Here is an 18,563-nt window from a genome sequence, read left to right as displayed (position 1 = left end):
ATTTATTTAGCACCATTACCATATTTACCTATCAATATCAACCATTGGTTTTGGTGTTGACCCGAAAAAGCCCTACATAATTTAACCGCTGTAGGGCTAAAACTATTAGACAGACTCAAAACCTAAAATCTATTCCCATTTCTCAATTAAGTTATTTGCTTGAGACATGAGTGTGTCATATGCAAGTTCAGAAATTACTCCATTATCTTTTTGGTTATCAAGTAGATTCTTAAAACCTTTCATGTGCTTGACGACTTTCTCTGCATTATCTTGTTTTTCAAAGTGACTCACAGCCGTTAAATGAAGGTTTAAAGAGTGAGGGAATTCATCATTAGAAAATTCCCCCTCTTTTTCGAAGTGATTAACTAGTGTCTGTATACTGGTTGCACTAATATCCATATCCGGTAATAAAACAATACGACGGTCTGTTGCTTCTTCTATTTTACCACGGCTATATAATAATGGAATTGCCTCATCATTTGCCCATTTATCGAACAAATTGCCATAGAATTTACTATTGGGATCCCCCGATTGACCGGGACTGTTCATGGCAATTGAATTATCCCATTCACCAACATCCACTACAACCCTAAAGGTTGCTCCATGATTTTGTTGGAAATCTGAATTATATCCTGAAGCCCCAACAGTGTCTTTACTTCCACCGCGTGGGAGAGGGCCAATATTCATTTTTTCTGCTTGCTTCTCATCAACTAAATTCGATAATGGATGTTCTAAATAAGCATGTTTCAAATCTCCCCACCGCCATTCATCCATTTCTGGACCAAGTAGTTCTTCCGCATGGTCAATTGCATCACCCAAGGTTGATAACAAAATATGATCACGCACTTTTTCAGGATGCTCACCGAAACGCTCATCTGGATTTTCTAATAGATCCAAGATGACAACAGGATCCCCAGATCCAATATGATTTGCTGTCTCTTCCGACATAATTTCTCTCACAACCGCATCTTGTAAATGATATTGATACCATACTTCAAACAAAGTACCGGCAGATGTTTCAATGGATAATTCGCCATCCCATTCTTTTAACAAATTCAAAGCATCGTTTAATTTATCATCAGAAGAATGTAGATCATCCAATAAACTGGTGATACGTTGACCCGGAATTGATGTATAGTCTGTTTGTAACTGCAGTGAATCTTCAATTCCTATTTTTTCATTACTTTCCATTACTTCCTTAATACGTTGGTAACGAAATGGTGTGGCCCATGCGTCAAATCCAAGTTTATATTTTTCGTAGTCATAATCATCTGGTAAATTCATTTGATTGGCTGTGCCAATCCACCCTCTCTCTGGATTAAACTCGTTTGGCAAATTATTTTGGTCGAGATAACCATCCCATTCATAGGTGCCATCACCAGGTACAGGCAAGAGTCCATCCCAATTATCTCGCACAGGTGTTAATCCGCCTGGTTTCCATCCAATATTTCCTTTAGTATCAGCATATACTTGATTCTCAGACGGCGATCCCCATTTATTCATTGCATCATAGAATTCATCCCAGCTTTCGGCACCCATATAGGATAAACTTCCCAAATAAGGAGCCATTCCAGGTTCTAACCAAGCTGCTTTTACCGCATATGCACGGTTGTTTTCCTCATCCTTATAAATAACTGGACCATGTCGAGTGAATTCTAGTTCCTCTACCTGTTGTCCCTCATCTTTTACCACGATTTCTTCTGATATTGAAGTCATCTCTTCCCAATCATCTTCGTATAGGTACTCTGATGAATTATCTGGATTTGTTTCATACACGTAAAGATCTTCCTGATCGATTCCAAAGATAGTTAAACCCCATGCGCTTGTATCGTTGTGACCAATCGAGACACCTGGTAAAACTGGTTCACCACCTCCAATAACATCTAATCCAGGTGCAGACAGATGCGTAATATAACGAAGTGATGGAACATCCACCGCTCTATGAGGGTCATTAGCCATTATCGGACGGCCAGTTTTTGATTTTTCAGGGCTGATAACCCAGTTATTACTACCAAGGTTCATATTCTGCTTAATTTGTTCGTTTAAGTCTTCAGTAGTAGCCTGAGTTTCAACGTCGTCTATCACAACCTTGTTTTCTACACTATCAAAATTAACTCCACTGGTTGCTAATTGATAGGTATCTAATATATCTTCGGAAATGTCATTAAGATCTAGACCTTCCGGTATGGTTGTTTCCCATTCTGGTTCAAGTCTATTACGAATGCTTTCAGCATCTTCGCCATGTTCACGTAAAGTGATTGCTCTCGCCACTTCATTTTTGATGTTTCTAGTTAAACCATGACTACGAATACGGACAATATCCTCAGGTTCCCATTTGGATGGCTTATAATTAAGGATATTAAATTCATCTGGAAGTAGATCAGGGTTCTCTTCTGTCATTTCAACATAGGCATTAATACCTTCGGTAAACGATGTCACAATTTCTTCTGTATTCGGGCCATAAGCTTCCCATTCTTCTTCTATATCACCGCGATATAGAAATAATCGTTTAGCTTTATCTTGTTCTAAATAGTCTGGACCAAGAACCTCTGACAGTTCTCCCAATCCATTCTTTCGCCACAAATCCATTTGAAATAATCTATCACGGGCAACATTAAATCCTTGTGCAAAATAAACGTCATCCTCAGATGATGCATAAATATGTGGTATTCCCCAATCGTCCACGAGTATTTCGGCCGGTTCTTTAAGTCCCTCCAATTCATGTATTGTCGTTGTAACGTCACTTGGGCTTGCATTACTTGTAATGCTTGTAGCGCTTGATAAAAAAGGTGTAATGAAGAGCATACAAACAAATGCCAACATTACTATTTTCTTCTTCATGAACTCACTCCTCGTATAATATATTTATAGCTCACATTTAGTTAAACTCGTCGTCCCCCTCCTTCAATTGATTTTATATGTGATTCATAATCAGCCGTTTAACCTGATTATGAAATGCCACCATTTTTTATTAACACTCCAAATTTTGGAGATACTAATTATCCTCAAGAACATCCGATGGCAATGATTAAAGAACCAACAAGTATAATGTCGGCAACCACAAAAAAAAGAACACTCCATTCTAATGGGGTGGAGGATTAAATCATATACATATCAAACCTGGATATTTGCGACAACATTTTTAAAACAACTAGTTCTAAATTTAATGCGTTGTTATTATCTCCTTTGCTCTCATATTGGGGACTTGTTATTTCCCCAGGATAGCATATCAAGATATAGGAAATAGTTATCTACTATGTTTGATAGTCTACTTTTAATGCTATCATCGGAATACATTTATGTGTATTGGGAATAATCGACCCATTTCGACAGTTTTCTGCCCTCTTTTATTATAAAATTCGATAAAACTTTCCTTGAATTAGGAAAGGGTCTTGAGATAATTTGTCGATAATAGAAATAGGGAAGAAGTTTTAACCATGTAAAATTGGTTGTAAGTAGTCTAGAATGTGAATTCATTATGAACTCAGTTAACCTGGGATGGTCGTATAATTCTAATTTTAAGGTCAGAAGGTGTGTTCCGAGGTCCGGGAGGAGATTCAACAATTATTAAAAATAGACGCCCATTTAAAGGAAGCCTATGATTTAAAGCATAAGCTGGATACGTGGTTTAAAGTAGAAATGAAGACGGTATTGTTTCAATGTTTGGATTGCCATGGAACCGATGAAGTTCCTGAGTATATAATTGGTGAATTTAGTGTGGAAAAAATAATAGGGATGAAGTGGAACTTCATTGTCCGCATTGTAATGCACTATGATTGAGACGAAAATGCCCCAGGTGATTATCACCACTGGAGCTGCCTTTTCTGTTGGAACCTTTAATATATAGACTGGACATAAACGACCCGTTTCGTTGTAGTGTTATTTTCAAAAAGCCCCTTTGTTTGATGATAACGCAGGAAGTGGTATGTAGAATTACTAGTTTTGATTTTAAAAGTTATAATATGCTTTCACCTAGTTTTGGTGTTGAGAAAAGGTAATAGATTTCTATTGCTTGCTAAGCGGTGGTTTATACTACTTGATATGTTAATAATTAATAAATAGCATGTGAAATTTTTGGTGATTTCACACGCTATTTATTGTGTAGATCATAGTTTTTTCTTTTTAAGAGGGCCCATTCCTATGTTGTTCATTAACTGTAGATATGAGCAACTCAAAATTATACCCTTTCAAATTCCCCAAATATTTTTATCTTCTTGTTTATCTTGCTACTTTCAGGGAAAATAAAGGTTTGTTTTGGTCCATTAACATGATTCTTATTTCCATTTGTCAATGATATAATTTGCATCCGCCTTTAAAACAAGGTAAGCTTCGTTGGAAATCAGATCATTTTTCAATTGATGGTTAATCAATTGTTTGAACCCTTTCATATGTTTAACAACCTTTTCTCCCGCTTGCTTATTTTCAAATCGTTCCACCGCTGTTAAATGCATCTGCAAAGATTTTAAAACTGAGTTATCGGCAAAGTCATCTTCTGCTGCAAAGTATTCTACTACATCATGCACGTCCGCTATTTGTTCTGGTGATGTTCCACCATTAAAGCCAAAAGCTGTGTCTAGTGCTTGCTTTCCGCCTACAATAGGTAATTTCACATAGCTTTCGCCTAAGGTTACATCAACATTTGTCTGATTTGTATCTGCAATTAACCGTTGATAATCACTTCCAGCGATAACAACTCCCAATCGATGGCCTTTTTTGAAAACATAGTCCTCAGGTAGAGTATCCCACTGAAATGTATATTCCTTTCCGGTTTCGAGCGGTTCTGAAACATCAAGTGACTGCCAATGTTGGGCATCAAGCCATCCATGTGTCACTATTTCATATGGGGCAACATGGGTTGTCTTTTCAGTTTCTTTATAACATGGACTATCTTCCTCTGATTCTTCTCCCCAGCAGGTTTTTTCATCAAGTGTTCGGATTCCTTCCCCTTGATTGTTATGATCAACACGCTCATCTTTACCATAGTCCACGATCATGGCTGTCAGATTTGTATCATCCGTATCAACGACTGCATCGATATTTACTTCGGGAATACCACTTAATCGTACATCCTTATCCAGTTCAGGTGATAGGAACATGAGGCGATTTTCCTTTTGTGTATATTCATCCTCGACCATTTGTATTTCCGTTTGTCCAGCATCATCTGTATATGTTTGTGTAACGTCTTCCAACAATGGGCTTGTTAGAAATGTACCTGGCAATTCATCATCCGCCGGTGCAAGTCTGAGGGTAACGTTTTCCGAGTCATTATCTGGCCAATTGGAATGTGTTTCCCATTCATCTGCTTCGCGCTCAATATCAACCATTGGCTCATCCATAATTCCGTTATCAATTCCCATTAACCAATAATCAAACCAACGATGAAGCGTATCGACCCATTCTTCCCGGCGAAAATCAAATGGATCTACATGACCAGTTTGGGCTAGCCAAAGTTTTCTTGGCACATCATTTTCTGCTAGAGCATCCCACCAGTTGGAAAAATTATTTGTCTTTACATTATAATCATTTAAACCATGAATCATAAACACACTTGCGTGAACCTTATCTGCACCTTTGATAAAATCTCGCTCTTCCCAAAATTCATTGTAGTTACCTGTTTTATCATCTGCTTCATGCTGTATTTTATCACGAACAGGAGCACATGCATCTATATGGGAGCTGCTGGTTACCGTTTTTGATAATCCTGAAGGACCATTCCGATAAAACGGAATACCTCCATAACGATAATAATCATACCAGCTACTAATAGCACCGATCGGGACAATCGTTTCCAAGCCTTCAATTCCTGATGCGGCCACACCGTTCGCTAATGTACCGTCGTAAGATTTTCCAATCATTCCTACTTTACCGGTAGACCACTCTGCTTCAACTATCTCACCATCCTTATCTCGTGCCTCTCCTTTACCATTCAGCCAATCTATGACGACTTCAACACTTTCAATTTCTTCAAATCCCCCGGTAGTCGGGCAACCATCAGAGTTGTTTGTTCCTACCATATCGGGCAGTACAACTGCATATCCCCGTGGGACAAAATAATTATCATAATACAGGGGGAAGAGATCATTTACGCCATCCCCATCTGGATCTTTTATTTGTGACTCGTTTCCACGACCAAGCTTTTCGTAGTAGGGGCTTGCATCCATAATAACTGGCACTTTAAGTCCATCTTCCGTTTCTTCTGGTCGTATAATGTCTACTGCAATACGATCGGCCCTTCCGTCACGGTCACTATCCAATTCCGATTCTACGTAAATTGTTTCTTTAATTGCATCAGCATAGGAGTAGATTGGCTCTGTAACTCCATCAACCAGCTGGTATCCAGTGATATCTTGAAAATTGTCATTTGAACTGGCATCTGCCACCATTGGCAACGAAATACTCAGTGTTATGGCTACCGACAACATGATTCCAAGAAATCTATTTTTCTTCTTCTTTCCAACCAAAATTAATCCCTCCATTCATAAATGATGACAATCCCCAGAACTTTTGCTAAAGGGCACTGCTTTCCGTTTTTTGCCAGTAAAATGTTTGTTTACCTCCTAATCAATTTGAATATCAGCCACTTCTGTGGATGTACGCGTTGATTCCATAGACAGCCCATTCTGAAGCAATTTTCTCGTGTTGTTTCTAACCCATTTATGTTATGTACATAACGTACACCCCCTAGATCAAAGAGCCGTAACTGTTAAACAACAATCTATCAATAGACTTTTAATGTGCTCTATAAAACAGTCCGGCTTCCAAATTGAACTAAGTATAATAGATTTAAGAAAAAAATACTGAAGAATTATGTCGAATTTATGCAATTATTTAGAAGATGGTCAAAAGTTACTAGCCGACAACAGATTTGTGGCTAATTTGTCGATAATAGAAATAGGAGAAGGTCGTAATCATGCAAAATTGGTTGTAAGTAGTCTAGAATATGAATTTACCATGAATCAGATCACCTGGGATGGATGTATAATTCTAATTCTAAAGTCAGAAGGTGCTTGTATGGGGGTAACCGTCAAAAAAGAAAAAAGTGTCGGAATATAGTTAATAAATTTAATCCAATTGAAAACAAATAGATATAATAGTATTCAAATAATTGAAAAGTGGCAAAATGATGTAAAATATGACATAGATGTTACATATTTAGAAGTGCGTTTAGTTAAGGTTTGTTAAATTTGATGAACAATAGGAAACGACCGTTGATCAACAACTGGAAGATTACAACGGAGACACAACACTTTACACACCTCGTTGAAGGTCGGGTTAAAGCAGGTTTCTCGGTTGGGGAATTTGATACGTTGAAAATCTAATTATGGAATAATAAAATTATTTAAATTTAAAACTTTAAGGAGACTGCAATGATGAAGGTCAAACAAATTGTTACCAATATTGAGACGCAGGACATTTCCAAGGCAAAACACTTCTATGAGGAAATACTTGGACTTGATCAATTAATGAATATGGATTTTATCGTAACATACGGATCACATGAAAAAATAGAAACGCAAATCAGTTTCCTTTCAGAGGGAGGTTCTGGGACTCCTGCACCTGACTTGTCAAATGAAGTGATTCGGGTACTAATACCTGGGAGACGATTTGCAATTCTTGATTTTCAGCATGTAGATGAATACGCACAATATTTTCATGAACTTGGTATTGATGTAAGTATAAGCCGAAAACATTATTTGCAGTTTCCCTTCGTCCGTTCCGTGAATTTTTTAAGCAATGCAATCTGAAAAATGATAAACATTATGCGGATTTACCCCTGTCTCTATAGCTGGATTTGCAAAGAATCGTTAATGAACATACAGGAAGAAAAGAAAGCAGATTTAGAAGCAGCTGCAGCCGACTACCGAAAACACCCCCGAAAAAGAGTTGATGGAATCGCCTGTTTTAAAAATAAAATATGTATTCCAAAGTGGAGTATCAACTTCCACTTTGGTGACTAAATAATACCCGCACCCCCTTTATTGTACGTAGACGAGTTCATCTTTGAATCAACGATTTACCCATTAATAAAAGGATTGCCTTAATGACAATCCCTAAGTCATTAGGCCATTTCATTTTTTATGCAGGATCTTATGCATTTTCAAAGGTGGATCCGGGAGGGAAAACCTTTAAATTAACGATGTATAAAATCCTGTATATTTTATCATAAAGCGATGGTGTTCCAACATTGATAAATCAACAGTATTTATGCAGCTCCCTTTCGATAAATGGAGAGCGATTTAATTAAATTGATGCTCATCTCCATTATCAATGAAGATTCTAAAACTATATTCAGATCCTGCTTATCATCCCATGTAAACACTGTCACACGTTCCAGCCTCTGGTTCATAAAAACAATGCTGTTTATATTGACCAGTAAAGGGCTGGCCATACCATGTTTGTGGACATGGACCAGATGGATTAAAGTACCAAAGTGCATATTTCGCTGGGTGTTCCCGCCAACCTCTTAAATTTCTTCTCGCTAATCTTTTTTCAACGTTTCTTGCCCTTTGATAAAAAACATTGCCTTTTTGCACAGCCTCAAAAGAGAAATTTCCTCCTTGTACTTGGAAAATGACATCCTCAATTGATCTTAAATCCTTGAAGTCAGCACAATCTGCTACATCACGGTTAACAATTACATTTCCAACATAAAGCATTCCCTGTTGTCCCTCACCTTCAGCCTCCGCTCTCATCATCCTTGCCATTAAGTTAACGTCCGCATTTCGGAAAGCTACTCTTGCCATTATTCTCACCCCCAAAATACAGTATGAAAGAAAGCCTGTATTCGTCACCTTCTTTTTGGGGTGTAAGTGCTGGCTTGGGGGTGAATTAGCGGTTTTGGCGGTTCAATAGCAAGCAAGCTGAATTACAAGGCAACTTTGGAAGCGGGAACAGAAGAGGTTCAAATACAACCCTTATCAAAAAGGGACAAAATGCCGTGAAAATTGGTTTAAAAAGCCTTAAAGGTACTTGGAATGGGAAAGATTTTTCTCATAACGAAGAAACCATATTGACCTCCAAAGAAGCTCTACAAAGTCTCATTCCATCTATCGAAAAACAGATAGCAAAGGCAAAAGAAGGCAGCTCTCAAAAAACATTAAATGAGCGTCGTTTAATTGCACTTAAACTGGTAATTGAATCTTTGGATAACCGTCTTAAATAATTCTATTTGTCAATTTTAACTGTTCCATAATCGGGCGAGATTGTTAAGGATCCCAGCCATAAAGTGATCAAACTTTTTTATAAAAATGTATACTGATTCACAGGGAGGAATCCGTTTTGATCAATCTTTTTTCAAAACAGATTCTTTTTATTTCATGTGAAATGTGGGTTAGAAAGGTGTTTTTGATTAATCATTATTTTAAAGCTAAACCGGGCCATTTAATTGAGTAAGATTACACAAAAGGTCGATTTCCCGATGTAAAGGAAATCGACTTTTTCAGATTAAATTTCCGCTCAATTATAAAAAGTTGTATTATAAGTTCCTTAGATGAATCTTAAAAATGCTGTTGACTATTCAGTTGAACTGTATTACATTATTATAAAGTCAAACTATATAGTTAAACTGAATAGAGGGTATAGGTATGAAACACAAATTATTGCCGTTGTCTGAAACCATGCATTATATTTTATTAGCATTACGTGAGCCACTCCACGGCTATGCCGTAATGCAGAAGATAGAAGAAATGAGTAATGGTACCGTTATTTTAGCTGCTGGTACATTATACGGTGCAATTGAAAATTTGAATAAACATGGTTGGATTGAACCTGTTGGAAACTCAGGCCGGAGAAAAATTTATATGATAACTGCGGAAGGAAGCTCTATTTTGAAAATAGAGCAAGAAAGGCTATTGCATATTTTATCCTTGTATGAAGGGGAAGAATCAAATGAAGATATTTAAGGTGTTTTTTGATATTGAAAAAGAAGAGCAATGGTTGAACAAGCAATTACAAGAAGGCTATCGCTGTACAAATATTAGTGGTTTGGGAATATACACTTTCGAAAAAACTGACAAGAGATATGTTATGCGACTTGATTATCAAGATTATTTACCAAAGAAAAAGTTTATGGAATACAAAGGGATATATGAGGATTTTGGTTGGAGCCACATAGAGGGGCACCGTCTGGGTGGAAGACAGTATTGGCAAAAGGAAGATGGTGATCAAAATGAAATCTTTTCAGACCGCCAATCAATGGCTAATTATTATAAAAGATTGATGGGTTATTCACTTTCGCTATGTATGCTTATGCTATTTGTTGGTATCCCCTGTGCAAATTATTCAGAATTATATCATAAAGGTCTTTGGAGTATGCATGGCGACTTATTTTGGAAGGCGTTTTTATTTGAAACTCCATTCGCCCTTTTGAAGTTATCTCCTGTACTTCTTGGTATTTTCTTTGGTACTACTTCCTATAAGTTTTATCGAAAGTATTCACTGCTAAAAGAAAAATAACACTGGGAGTTCAAGCATGCTTATTAATTCTATAAGGCAGAATGTATCCTGCTGCACCTCTTTTTTAACGAAGGAATTAGCTAATAACAATATATAAGGGGATTATAAAATGCATGTAAATTCAGTTACTAAGAAATATAATGGATCTGTAGTCTTAAAAGATTTATCTTTTGAATTCAAACAAGGAGAAATAATCGGTTTAATTGGGAGTAATGGTGCTGGAAAAAGTACACTTATGAAGATCATTGCACAAACAATTCAGACATTTGATGGAACTGTTGAAGGCAATAGTTATGTAGGATACTTGATTGAGGAGCCTAAACTGTTCAGTAATAAGACTGGATTGGCACATTTGTCCTATTTATCAAAAATCTATGGAAATACATTTAAACTTGTTGAATACGAGGAACTTCTAAAGGGCTTACAATTATTTGATGTATTGAATAAAAAGGTGAAGGAATACTCTTTGGGAATGAAGCAGAAATTAGGTATAGTTATAAGTCTATTGAATAATCCAAGTTACGTTATATTGGATGAACCAACAAATGGTATGGATATAGAAACATCTTGAAGTATTACAACAATTGAAAAAGATGGCAGATGAGTGGAATGTCGGCGTCTTGATTTCGAGCCACAAACTAGAAGATATTGAAACTATTTGTAATCGCATCTTGTTTTTGGAAAAAGGTACTATTTTCGAGGAACAACAATTTAGTAACAAGAGCCAATATATTCTCAAATTGGTTTTTGATACTCCTGCTGAGCTTACAACATTCGTCAATTATCAAGAACTCGGACGTATCATATACTCAAGTGAAAAAACTATTAAAATTGAAACGGAAGTAGAAAATGCTGAAGTCTTCCAGCTTTTGAACCAATTGGGAATAAGATTAATTGATTTCACTGTTGAGAAGAAAACGCTTCGTGAAGCCTATATGAACAAATTCAGAGGTGAATATCATGATACTAAGTATTAAAAATTATGTTAGTTACAATTTAAAAGAATTATTTAAAAAGGGACATTTGGTTGTTGGAGTGTGCTGCAAAACTTTTAAAAGAACCGAGGATGCCCAAGACACTGTAAACAATAAACAAAGTCACGATGTTTATAAAATAGTTGCGAAGTTATACCCCTTTGGATATGCTTTTCCAAAGGGGTATTGGTACAAGGTTATACCGCGATCGGTCCATATTGTTGGAGAAGAAAGTAGAAAAATATAAAGGGATGATATATATGATTGATGCTGGTTGGCTTAACATTGGCAGTCTCGCGCTTGGATTAATTGCCTGGATAATTCCTGTTTTTAATCTCCTACGAGATAAAAAGCAGGTGAATAAGAAATGGGTTGTCTTTTCCATTATCAGTATTAGTGCGTGTGCTATTTCGATATGTTTTCAGATTTTCTATAACTATCATCTAGTAAAGATTGAGGATTGGTCTGCTCTTATGGACACAATGGGTGCTGTTGCATCTGCCTCGGCTGTTCTTGTTATTGTTACCATCTTATTAAATGCACTTACCTTGATTGTATATCGAGATAGCGTTGAATGACAATAAAGTTGTTTAAAAAATTCAAACGTCTTATTCCATTAAAAACTTCAGATGACATTGTTTATTTCAAAACAGGTGGGGAGGACCCAGACTTTGAAGATGTCATCGATTATTTAAGAAGTTAATTGACAAGAGACAACCAACTCGGGGTTGATGTTAAACGTATTCCACTTCGTCATGTTCAGGAAGCCTGGCACCAGCTTTGGCTTTGAAATAAAGTTTAACTGTTTTTAAAAAAGTTGCACCGTTAAACCCCTTTGGATATGCTTTATCTGAAAGGGGTTTCCTGTTGTAAAGGTAATATAAGGTTATACAGCAATCAGCCATATTGTTAATATTATTCACAGAGAATGAATCTATTTTGATCAATCTTTTTTTCGAAATAGGTTTTTCTGTTAACGGTGGAATATGGATGTGTAGGGTGTTTTTGTAAAGAGATGAAAAGGTGCAAATTCTTTTAATCCATGAATTTGTACCTTTTTACTATTGACAAGAGCTTTTATTCATATTAATGTGAAGTTAACTTCATATGAAATAAACTTCACATGAGGCAACCTTCATTTTGTTTAGGATGATGTAGATGAAAAACCGTATTAAAGATTTTAGGAAGGAATCGAATATTACTCAGCAGCAATTAGCTGATTTGGTTTCTGTTTCTTCAAGAACCATCATTTCTTTGGAAAAGGGGAAATATAATCCTTCTGTTCTTTTAGCTTACAAAATTGCACAAATATTTAAGGTCAGTATTGAAGATTTATTTATTTTTGAGGAGGATGATAAAAATGAACAATAAAGAGTTACGAAACTTGATCATTACTATCGTGTTATCAGTAATTGGTATTGGTACATTTGTTATTAGTCTTATAGGCGATGAGGTGCCATTTGGTATTAGTGGATTAGGAATTGCATTGGCGGGCATCTCTATACAAACTTATATAGAAAATAAGAGGGACACAACGACTGAAAAAGGTGAAAAGAGAAGTGAAATTGAGGTGCACGATGAACGCAATGTATTGATCAATGCCAAGTCTGGAGAAACAGAAAATTTTATTATGAGTGGCTTTACCCTTATCGCTGCGGTTCTTTCAGTTTATCTTAATGTATCCGTAGTAGGACAAACGCTAATATTTTCTTTACTCATAATAAGTATCATCATCCGTCCTCTTGTAAAAAGATATTATGAAAATAAATTGTAGGTTTCATTGCGAGTAATACATCGTTATTTATGTAAGAAATTATAGGCTCTTAACCAAAATCTATTTTGATCAATCTTTTTTCAAAACGGGTTCTTTTAATTTAACATAAAATGCAGGTTTGCAAGTTGATTTTGATCAAACTTTATTTTAAAGCTACAGATTTTGTATATTTAAAATAAAGTTGCGATGTTTTAAAAAAAGTCTAACCTCCTGTCCTTTGACTTTTATTGAAAGATAGACTACAATTAATATTAAATTTTAAACGATAGGAGGATTATTAAAAAATGACACATGCAATGAGACTACGATTCCAAACTTTGAACCAGTAATTGAATATGGTCAAAGGCTCTGTTTGTGTAAACAGAGTAAACGGAATTAGTCTGTCCTTTTTTAATAATCTTCATTTCATATTTGAGAAATATTTGTCCACTTTTTTGAGCAATTTGTTCCCCGCATAACGAACTATTTATAGGGGGCTTAATCGTCTTGATTAAAGCGGATAAAAATATGTAGTGCATAGAAAGGAGACTTGTTCTGCCTTTCTTTATTTTTGTCTAATTTTAGCCTTTCATTGTTTGGATCAAGGGCAGGTTTATTTGCTGACGGCTTTTATTAAGCCCTAATGGAATAAGGATAGGTCTTTTTCCCTTTACTCTCGAATCACAGGCAGATGCTTGTGATTTTTTTATATTGAAAGGAAGAAACCATGACTAATAAAGAAAAAAGTACTGAATTTGTTAATAGGTATGTTCATCTATTTAGTCGTCCGCTTTGTAAAAGGCCAATGAAGGTCACTCATTTAAAAATCCTTGTTTGCTTGAATAATCATACGTTTGATTTTGCGAAACAAGGATATGTAAACATGCTGGTTTTGTGATCGAATGATAAATCGAGATATTTCTGAGGTTACTGTTGATTTAGAACTATTGGTCGGAATAAATAAGCCGACGAAAGGGTGTAGAGATTAATGGAAAATGTATGTGTTGAATTGGATAATATTGAACTTTCATTTTCAGATAGAGTGGTATTAAACATCCCCCGACTGGCTGTGCACCAGTTTGACCGGATTGGAATTGTTGGAAAAAACGGTGCTGGTAAGAGTACCTTGTTAAAACTTATAAATGGTCAAATTAAGCCGGAAAAAGGTCAAGTGAAACGATTTATAGATTTTGCCTATTTTGATCAACTAACAATCCCAAAGAAAACCGAGGTAGATTACGGTTTAAAAGGGAAACTGTCTATTCCGGAAACGGAAATTGAAAACTTTAGCGGTGGAGAACAGACGAGACTAAAGTTAGCCCAAATTTTCTCAAACTATCATGAAGGATTATTGATTGACGAACCAACAACGCATCTTGACGCAGATGGTATCCAGTTTTTTATCGAGGAATTGAGCTACTATTATGGTACTTTAATCGTCGTGAGTCACGATAGATATGTACTAGATAAACTTGTGACAAGGATTTGGGAAGTGGAAGATGGATTAGTAACGGAATATACAGGGAACTATTCGGATTATGTAGCACAAATTGAGCTTCAGAAAAGGCAGCAGCGGGAACAACATGAAAAGTACGTTAAAGAAAAATCACGTCTTATGAAAGCTGCAGAAGAAAAAATGAAGAAGGCTAAAAAAATTACACAGGCAAATGGACATATTTCTAAAAAGGAAGCAAAAGCAAAGGCGAATAAAATGTTTATGACGAAATCAAAGGATACAAGTCAGAAGGCAGTTCAGCGGGCAGCAAAGGCGATAGAGCAAAGAGTGGAACAACTTGAAGCGGTAGAAGCACCTAAAGAAGAGGAAGTCATTCGATTTCACCAATCTGGTGCCCTTCAGTTACACAATAAATTTCCGATAATGGCGGATCAGTTAAATCTAAAGGCTGGGGAGAAGACACTTCTCAATGAATCGAGCTTTCAATTTTCGTTAGGCAAGACCATTGCTATTACAGGTAAAAACGGTTCAGGCAAAACAACTTTGCTTCGACATATCTTACAAAGGGGTGAGGGAATCACTATTTCACCAAAAGCAGTTATTGGCGTTTATGAACAAATGGAATATCAGTTTACCAAAGATGAAACGATAATGGAATTTATGAAGGAAAAAAGTGATTACGATGAGAGTAAAATTCGCTCTGCTCTGCATTCTATGAGTTTTAAAGGAAATGATTTAAAAAAGAATGTCCGTAATTTAAGCGGTGGAGAGACTATTCGTCTGGCTTTGTGTCAACTTTTTCTAGGAAGATACAATGTTCTCGTTTTAGATGAACCCACAAACTTTTTGGATGTTTTTTGCATTGAAGCATTGGAATGCTTTTTGAAAGGATATGAAGGAACTGTACTTCTTGTATCGCATGATCGAACCTTTGTTGATAGAGTAGCTGATTGTGTTTATGTCATAGAGGAACAAAAATTAATATTAAGAAGTTAATGTAAAAAACTGTGAAGGGTTGTAAGGGTCCATTGAGATATTAGGGATGTAGTATTGCACTATACTTGTCTTCCCAATCTTATTTCTACTATATATAGCTGTTACTTTCCTCTTCCCCATGCTAAAAAGTTGGTATCCAGAGCGGAAGGAAGAGAGAGGTGATCATTTATAATAAAGTTCGATATAATAAGTTGACTAACAGAGTTGTGGTAATTCAACAATCGGTCTATTATATGTGGTAAAGAACAGAAGGGTACCCTGAAAATATATCGCTAAAGCGTGTAGGTAATTAGGAGGACTTTAATGGAATCCATTACGAAAAAACGTATGAAGGCGTTTCTGATTGACTTGGCAATTTCAAGTGCTTTGACTGCTGGTGTTGAGTATTTCTTGCGGAAAAAAGTGAAAAGTGAAATGGTCCATGCTGTAGTGACGCCAACCATCGTAATGTGGACACTTGAGTATGCACAGTTGCGCAAAAGTGGGAAAACAATTGGTTACAAAAAAATGCGGCTGGAGCTTGAGAGTCAAGAGGATTCTGAGTTAACATCCAGTCAGATCATTAAGCGTATGGGCTACCGGGATACAGTGGGCACTATTGATTACTTGAAAAGCCCCAAAACGTTTGAAGAAAAAGCTGGATCGATATTTCCCCACGATCGCTTTTCAGGTACTGTAGTCAAAGAACTTTAAATGTTGAAAGTGTCATCTATGAAGGTCAATAAGAAGGCATAGAAACCTCATTCTTAAGTAAACATGCTGCGGGCTTAAACGACTTTATCATGGAAAGAGGCGGATAAAATGGATTTGTGGTTTATGATTAAGGAACATTATATGCTTCTTTCTGTTTTTTTAATTATTATAGTTATATGTTTGTTTTTTCTTCTGTTCACTTGGAAAAAGTATTCTAGTATATCCAAAAGTCTAATAATAGTAGTAACTATAATTTATTTGATTATTATCCTTTTATCAATATTTGCTATAGTATTTGTGGTTTCCTTTGGTTATAATGCTTAGGAAATATTATAGTTTTATTAACAAGAAAATATTTTAAATCAGGTAGCATGGAATTCTCTTACCTTTTAAAACTACAGCAACCACCGAAAACGCTCTAAAAAAGAGTTGGTGGAATCATCTATTTTCCAAGTACTTCATACGGGATAGACTAACATGGAATTTGCCAATAATGAACTTTGAAGTGGGTTGTTTTTTTTATCAAGATGGACTAGAATAGATAACATTAATCATTGAGAAAGGAGGCAAAGAGTAATGGAAACTGTTTTCAGAAGTATAGCAGAAGAAGTAAAGACATTTTTACAATTAGGAGATTTACGTGCAACGGGATCCGTCTGTCCTTTTTTAGTAAACTCCATATGGAAAACAGTTTCCGGAAACTTTTTGTCTCATTATTTCAGGTTTAAAGAAGACAATATAATTGTTAGTGCATTCTAATTAAAACTAAACAATTAATTGATGCCGGTTTTTTGCCGGCATCTTTTTTGTTCTAAAGGGCAAAATATTGGATTTGTATGTATACAAGGCCTCTTATTGTATTAGATATTGTATTAGATTCAGTAGTTAGAAAGATAGAAAGGGTGAGACTAGTGCTTAAAAAACTTAGGCAATATAGAAACGTTTCAGTGTTCCAGACGCTTCTGAATTGAATTAAAAAATTTAGAAGCGAGGAATTTCTATATGGCAAATCAAAGAATATTTAACAAATCATTTATTTTCATATTCATTAGTAACTTTTTAGTTTTTATTGGGTTTGAAATGTTGCTTCCTATTTTACCGGCTTACATGACTAGCCTTGATGCGTCTCCCATGCAAATAGGTTTAGTGACAACATTATTCACGATAGGCGCTGTATTAATTAGACCTTTCGTAGGGCACTTTCTAATTGATAACAAACGGAAAGCATTAGCCATCGGTGCAAGTGCAATGTTAATGATAATTACGCTTGTTTATCCTTTTCTTAACATTATATGGATGTTGCTATTGTTACGATTTTTTCATGGTACCGCATGGGGCGTATCAACAACAGCTAATAGTACAATAGCAGTCGACTCGATTCCTAAATCACGCTTAGGAGAAGGATTAGGGTATTTCTCTGTTTCAACAACAGTCGGGGCGATCATAGCACAGAGTTTAGGTATCTTTATATATGACTTTTATTCTTTTGACATTGTAATTTGGTCATCAGTTATACTCAGCCTATTAGCGTTCATTGCACTTTTATTCGTTAAATCGCCTGAACCAATAAAGAGAGAGAAAGAACCATTTCGTTTTTTTGATATGATTTTTGAAAAAAGTGCATGGTTCCCAGCATTACTGACGGTTATTACAACACTCGGTTTTGGAGCGATTATTACGTTCTTAGTTGTTTTTGGAGAACAACGGAACTTGGATAATATTTTTCTGTTTTTCCTTGTCAATGCGACAGTTTCAACTTTTTTACGTCCGTATACAGGGAAATGGTATGATAGAAAAGGACCTTGGTCTATCATCATTGTGTCTGCCATTTTAGGATTTTTATCTTTAGTTGTGTTGTCTTTTGCAACTAACGACTTTCATCTTATTATCGCGGCGATTTTATTTGGAGCAGGTTATGGAACGGTTATGCCATGTCTACAAACAATGGCAGTTCAAAATGTAAGTGAAGAAAAAAGTGGTGCAGCTAATGCAACCTTTTTTTCCAGCTTCGACGTCGGTGTTGGAGTTAGCGCATTCCTATTAGGTATTTTAGCTGAATGGATTAGTTTGGAGATGATTTTTCGGATTGTAAGTTTTAGTTTTATTGTTGTCGCTGTTTTAGTTTATAGGGATTATTTAAATAAAAAGAAATAAATAGATTTAATAATGAAGAGGCTGGGACAAAACTCCAGTAAATAAAAATTAAGGCGTAGGAGCTTACACTAAAAAAAGTGTA

At 35.9% G+C, this 18,563-nt stretch carries 18 protein-coding genes and 1 pseudogene; 16 read left to right on the top strand and 3 right to left on the bottom strand.

Features of this window, described 5'->3' with window-relative positions:
• Nucleotides 1-129: 129 nt before the first annotated feature.
• The gene (locus ABRT01_RS16460) at nucleotides 130-2,841 is read right to left on the bottom strand and encodes a penicillin acylase family protein (protein WP_269410959.1); all 2,712 of its coding nucleotides are present in this window, start codon (nucleotides 2,839-2,841) and stop codon (nucleotides 130-132) included.
• A gap of 690 nt (nucleotides 2,842-3,531) precedes the next feature.
• On the opposite strand from ABRT01_RS16460, the gene ABRT01_RS16455 reads away from it, so the two are divergent.
• Nucleotides 3,532-3,780 (top strand): hypothetical protein, encoded by a 249-nt coding sequence (locus ABRT01_RS16455; RefSeq protein WP_269410960.1) that lies wholly within the window; start codon nucleotides 3,532-3,534, stop codon nucleotides 3,778-3,780.
• 494 nt (nucleotides 3,781-4,274) lie between these two features.
• On the opposite strand, the gene ABRT01_RS16450 is transcribed toward ABRT01_RS16455, so the two are convergent.
• Nucleotides 4,275-6,461: a Xaa-Pro dipeptidyl-peptidase gene (locus tag ABRT01_RS16450; RefSeq protein ID WP_367748657.1), complete on the bottom strand. Its 2,187-nt coding sequence runs from the start codon at nucleotides 6,459-6,461 to the stop codon at nucleotides 4,275-4,277.
• A gap of 909 nt (nucleotides 6,462-7,370) precedes the next feature.
• Here ABRT01_RS16450 and ABRT01_RS16445 point away from each other — a divergent pair.
• Nucleotides 7,371-7,745: a VOC family protein gene (locus ABRT01_RS16445; RefSeq protein ID WP_367748654.1), complete on the top strand. Its 375-nt coding sequence runs from the start codon at nucleotides 7,371-7,373 to the stop codon at nucleotides 7,743-7,745.
• A gap of 558 nt (nucleotides 7,746-8,303) precedes the next feature.
• On the opposite strand, the gene ABRT01_RS16440 is transcribed toward ABRT01_RS16445, so the two are convergent.
• On the bottom strand, nucleotides 8,304-8,744 hold the full coding sequence (locus ABRT01_RS16440) for a cell wall hydrolase (RefSeq protein WP_269410964.1): 441 nt from the start codon (nucleotides 8,742-8,744) through the stop codon (nucleotides 8,304-8,306).
• A 149-nt stretch (nucleotides 8,745-8,893) separates the two neighbouring features.
• On the opposite strand from ABRT01_RS16440, the pseudogene ABRT01_RS16435 reads away from it, so the two are divergent.
• The 14 genes and pseudogenes from ABRT01_RS16435 to ABRT01_RS16370 all read left to right on the top strand — a co-directional run.
• Nucleotides 8,894-9,163, top strand: a pseudogene (locus ABRT01_RS16435) (hypothetical protein); the annotation flags it as partial.
• A 421-nt stretch (nucleotides 9,164-9,584) separates the two neighbouring features.
• On the top strand, nucleotides 9,585-9,902 hold the full coding sequence (locus ABRT01_RS16430; RefSeq protein ID WP_269410966.1) for a PadR family transcriptional regulator: 318 nt from the start codon (nucleotides 9,585-9,587) through the stop codon (nucleotides 9,900-9,902).
• Nucleotides 9,889-10,455, top strand: coding sequence for a DUF2812 domain-containing protein (locus tag ABRT01_RS16425; protein ID WP_367748650.1), 567 nt, complete (start codon nucleotides 9,889-9,891; stop codon nucleotides 10,453-10,455). The genes ABRT01_RS16430 and ABRT01_RS16425 overlap by 14 nt, the downstream gene beginning before the upstream one ends.
• A 109-nt stretch (nucleotides 10,456-10,564) precedes the next feature.
• Nucleotides 10,565-11,026, top strand: a complete 462-nt coding sequence (locus tag ABRT01_RS16420) for an ATP-binding cassette domain-containing protein (RefSeq protein WP_269410968.1) — start codon at nucleotides 10,565-10,567, stop codon at nucleotides 11,024-11,026.
• A 13-nt stretch (nucleotides 11,027-11,039) separates the two neighbouring features.
• Nucleotides 11,040-11,432: a hypothetical protein gene (locus ABRT01_RS16415; protein WP_367748646.1), complete on the top strand. Its 393-nt coding sequence runs from the start codon at nucleotides 11,040-11,042 to the stop codon at nucleotides 11,430-11,432.
• Between the two features lie 257 nt (nucleotides 11,433-11,689).
• Nucleotides 11,690-12,007 (top strand): hypothetical protein, encoded by a 318-nt coding sequence (locus tag ABRT01_RS16410; RefSeq protein WP_269412419.1) that lies wholly within the window; start codon nucleotides 11,690-11,692, stop codon nucleotides 12,005-12,007.
• Between the two features lie 580 nt (nucleotides 12,008-12,587).
• On the top strand, nucleotides 12,588-12,800 hold the full coding sequence (locus ABRT01_RS16405) for a helix-turn-helix transcriptional regulator (protein WP_269410971.1): 213 nt from the start codon (nucleotides 12,588-12,590) through the stop codon (nucleotides 12,798-12,800).
• Nucleotides 12,790-13,203, top strand: coding sequence for a hypothetical protein (locus tag ABRT01_RS16400; RefSeq protein WP_269410972.1), 414 nt, complete (start codon nucleotides 12,790-12,792; stop codon nucleotides 13,201-13,203). Before ABRT01_RS16405 ends, ABRT01_RS16400 begins: the two co-directional genes overlap by 11 nt.
• A 284-nt stretch (nucleotides 13,204-13,487) precedes the next feature.
• The gene (locus ABRT01_RS16395) at nucleotides 13,488-13,532 is read left to right on the top strand and encodes an erythromycin resistance leader peptide (protein ID WP_367748662.1); all 45 of its coding nucleotides are present in this window, start codon (nucleotides 13,488-13,490) and stop codon (nucleotides 13,530-13,532) included.
• 377 nt (nucleotides 13,533-13,909) lie between these two features.
• Nucleotides 13,910-14,080: a putative RNA methyltransferase gene (locus tag ABRT01_RS16390; protein ID WP_367748641.1), complete on the top strand. Its 171-nt coding sequence runs from the start codon at nucleotides 13,910-13,912 to the stop codon at nucleotides 14,078-14,080.
• A 90-nt stretch (nucleotides 14,081-14,170) separates the two neighbouring features.
• Nucleotides 14,171-15,634, top strand: a complete 1,464-nt coding sequence (locus ABRT01_RS16385; RefSeq protein WP_269410973.1) for an Msr family ABC-F type ribosomal protection protein — start codon at nucleotides 14,171-14,173, stop codon at nucleotides 15,632-15,634.
• Between the two features lie 303 nt (nucleotides 15,635-15,937).
• Complete coding sequence (locus ABRT01_RS16380; RefSeq protein ID WP_269410974.1) at nucleotides 15,938-16,327, top strand: RDD family protein; 390 nt, start codon at nucleotides 15,938-15,940, stop codon at nucleotides 16,325-16,327.
• Nucleotides 16,328-16,903: 576 nt separating this feature from the next.
• Entirely contained in the window at nucleotides 16,904-17,086 is a 183-nt protein-coding gene (locus ABRT01_RS16375; RefSeq protein WP_269410975.1) for a hypothetical protein, read from the top strand.
• 243 nt (nucleotides 17,087-17,329) lie between these two features.
• Nucleotides 17,330-18,481, top strand: a complete 1,152-nt coding sequence (locus ABRT01_RS16370) for an MFS transporter (protein ID WP_269410976.1) — start codon at nucleotides 17,330-17,332, stop codon at nucleotides 18,479-18,481.
• Nucleotides 18,482-18,563 lie beyond the last annotated feature (82 nt).

Source organism: Lentibacillus sp. L22 (assembly GCF_040812445.1).
GTDB classification, from domain to species: domain Bacteria; phylum Bacillota; class Bacilli; order Bacillales; family Amphibacillaceae; genus Lentibacillus_C; species Lentibacillus_C daqui.
Note: the sequence above shows the minus strand (reverse complement) of the source record. Positions and strands in the feature narration are given on the sequence as shown.

Bases quoted from the DNA above. Each gene is read 5' to 3' on its own strand.
- ABRT01_RS16460 (WP_269410959.1), bottom strand. From the start codon at position 2,841: ATGAAGAAGAAAATAGTAATGTTGGCATTTGTTTGTATGCTCTTCATT.
- ABRT01_RS16445 (WP_367748654.1), top strand. From the start codon at position 7,371: ATGAAGGTCAAACAAATTGTTACCAATATTGAGACGCAGGACATTTCC.
- ABRT01_RS16440 (WP_269410964.1), bottom strand. From the start codon at position 8,744: ATGGCAAGAGTAGCTTTCCGAAATGCGGACGTTAACTTAATGGCAAGG.
- ABRT01_RS16430 (WP_269410966.1), top strand. From the start codon at position 9,585: ATGAAACACAAATTATTGCCGTTGTCTGAAACCATGCATTATATTTTA.
- ABRT01_RS16425 (WP_367748650.1), top strand. From the start codon at position 9,889: ATGAAGATATTTAAGGTGTTTTTTGATATTGAAAAAGAAGAGCAATGG.
- ABRT01_RS16420 (WP_269410968.1), top strand. From the start codon at position 10,565: ATGCATGTAAATTCAGTTACTAAGAAATATAATGGATCTGTAGTCTTA.
- ABRT01_RS16410 (WP_269412419.1), top strand. From the start codon at position 11,690: ATGATTGATGCTGGTTGGCTTAACATTGGCAGTCTCGCGCTTGGATTA.
- ABRT01_RS16405 (WP_269410971.1), top strand. From the start codon at position 12,588: ATGAAAAACCGTATTAAAGATTTTAGGAAGGAATCGAATATTACTCAG.
- ABRT01_RS16400 (WP_269410972.1), top strand. From the start codon at position 12,790: ATGAACAATAAAGAGTTACGAAACTTGATCATTACTATCGTGTTATCA.
- ABRT01_RS16390 (WP_367748641.1), top strand. From the start codon at position 13,910: ATGACTAATAAAGAAAAAAGTACTGAATTTGTTAATAGGTATGTTCAT.
- ABRT01_RS16385 (WP_269410973.1), top strand. From the start codon at position 14,171: ATGGAAAATGTATGTGTTGAATTGGATAATATTGAACTTTCATTTTCA.
- ABRT01_RS16380 (WP_269410974.1), top strand. From the start codon at position 15,938: ATGGAATCCATTACGAAAAAACGTATGAAGGCGTTTCTGATTGACTTG.
- ABRT01_RS16375 (WP_269410975.1), top strand. From the start codon at position 16,904: ATGGAAACTGTTTTCAGAAGTATAGCAGAAGAAGTAAAGACATTTTTA.
- ABRT01_RS16370 (WP_269410976.1), top strand. From the start codon at position 17,330: ATGGCAAATCAAAGAATATTTAACAAATCATTTATTTTCATATTCATT.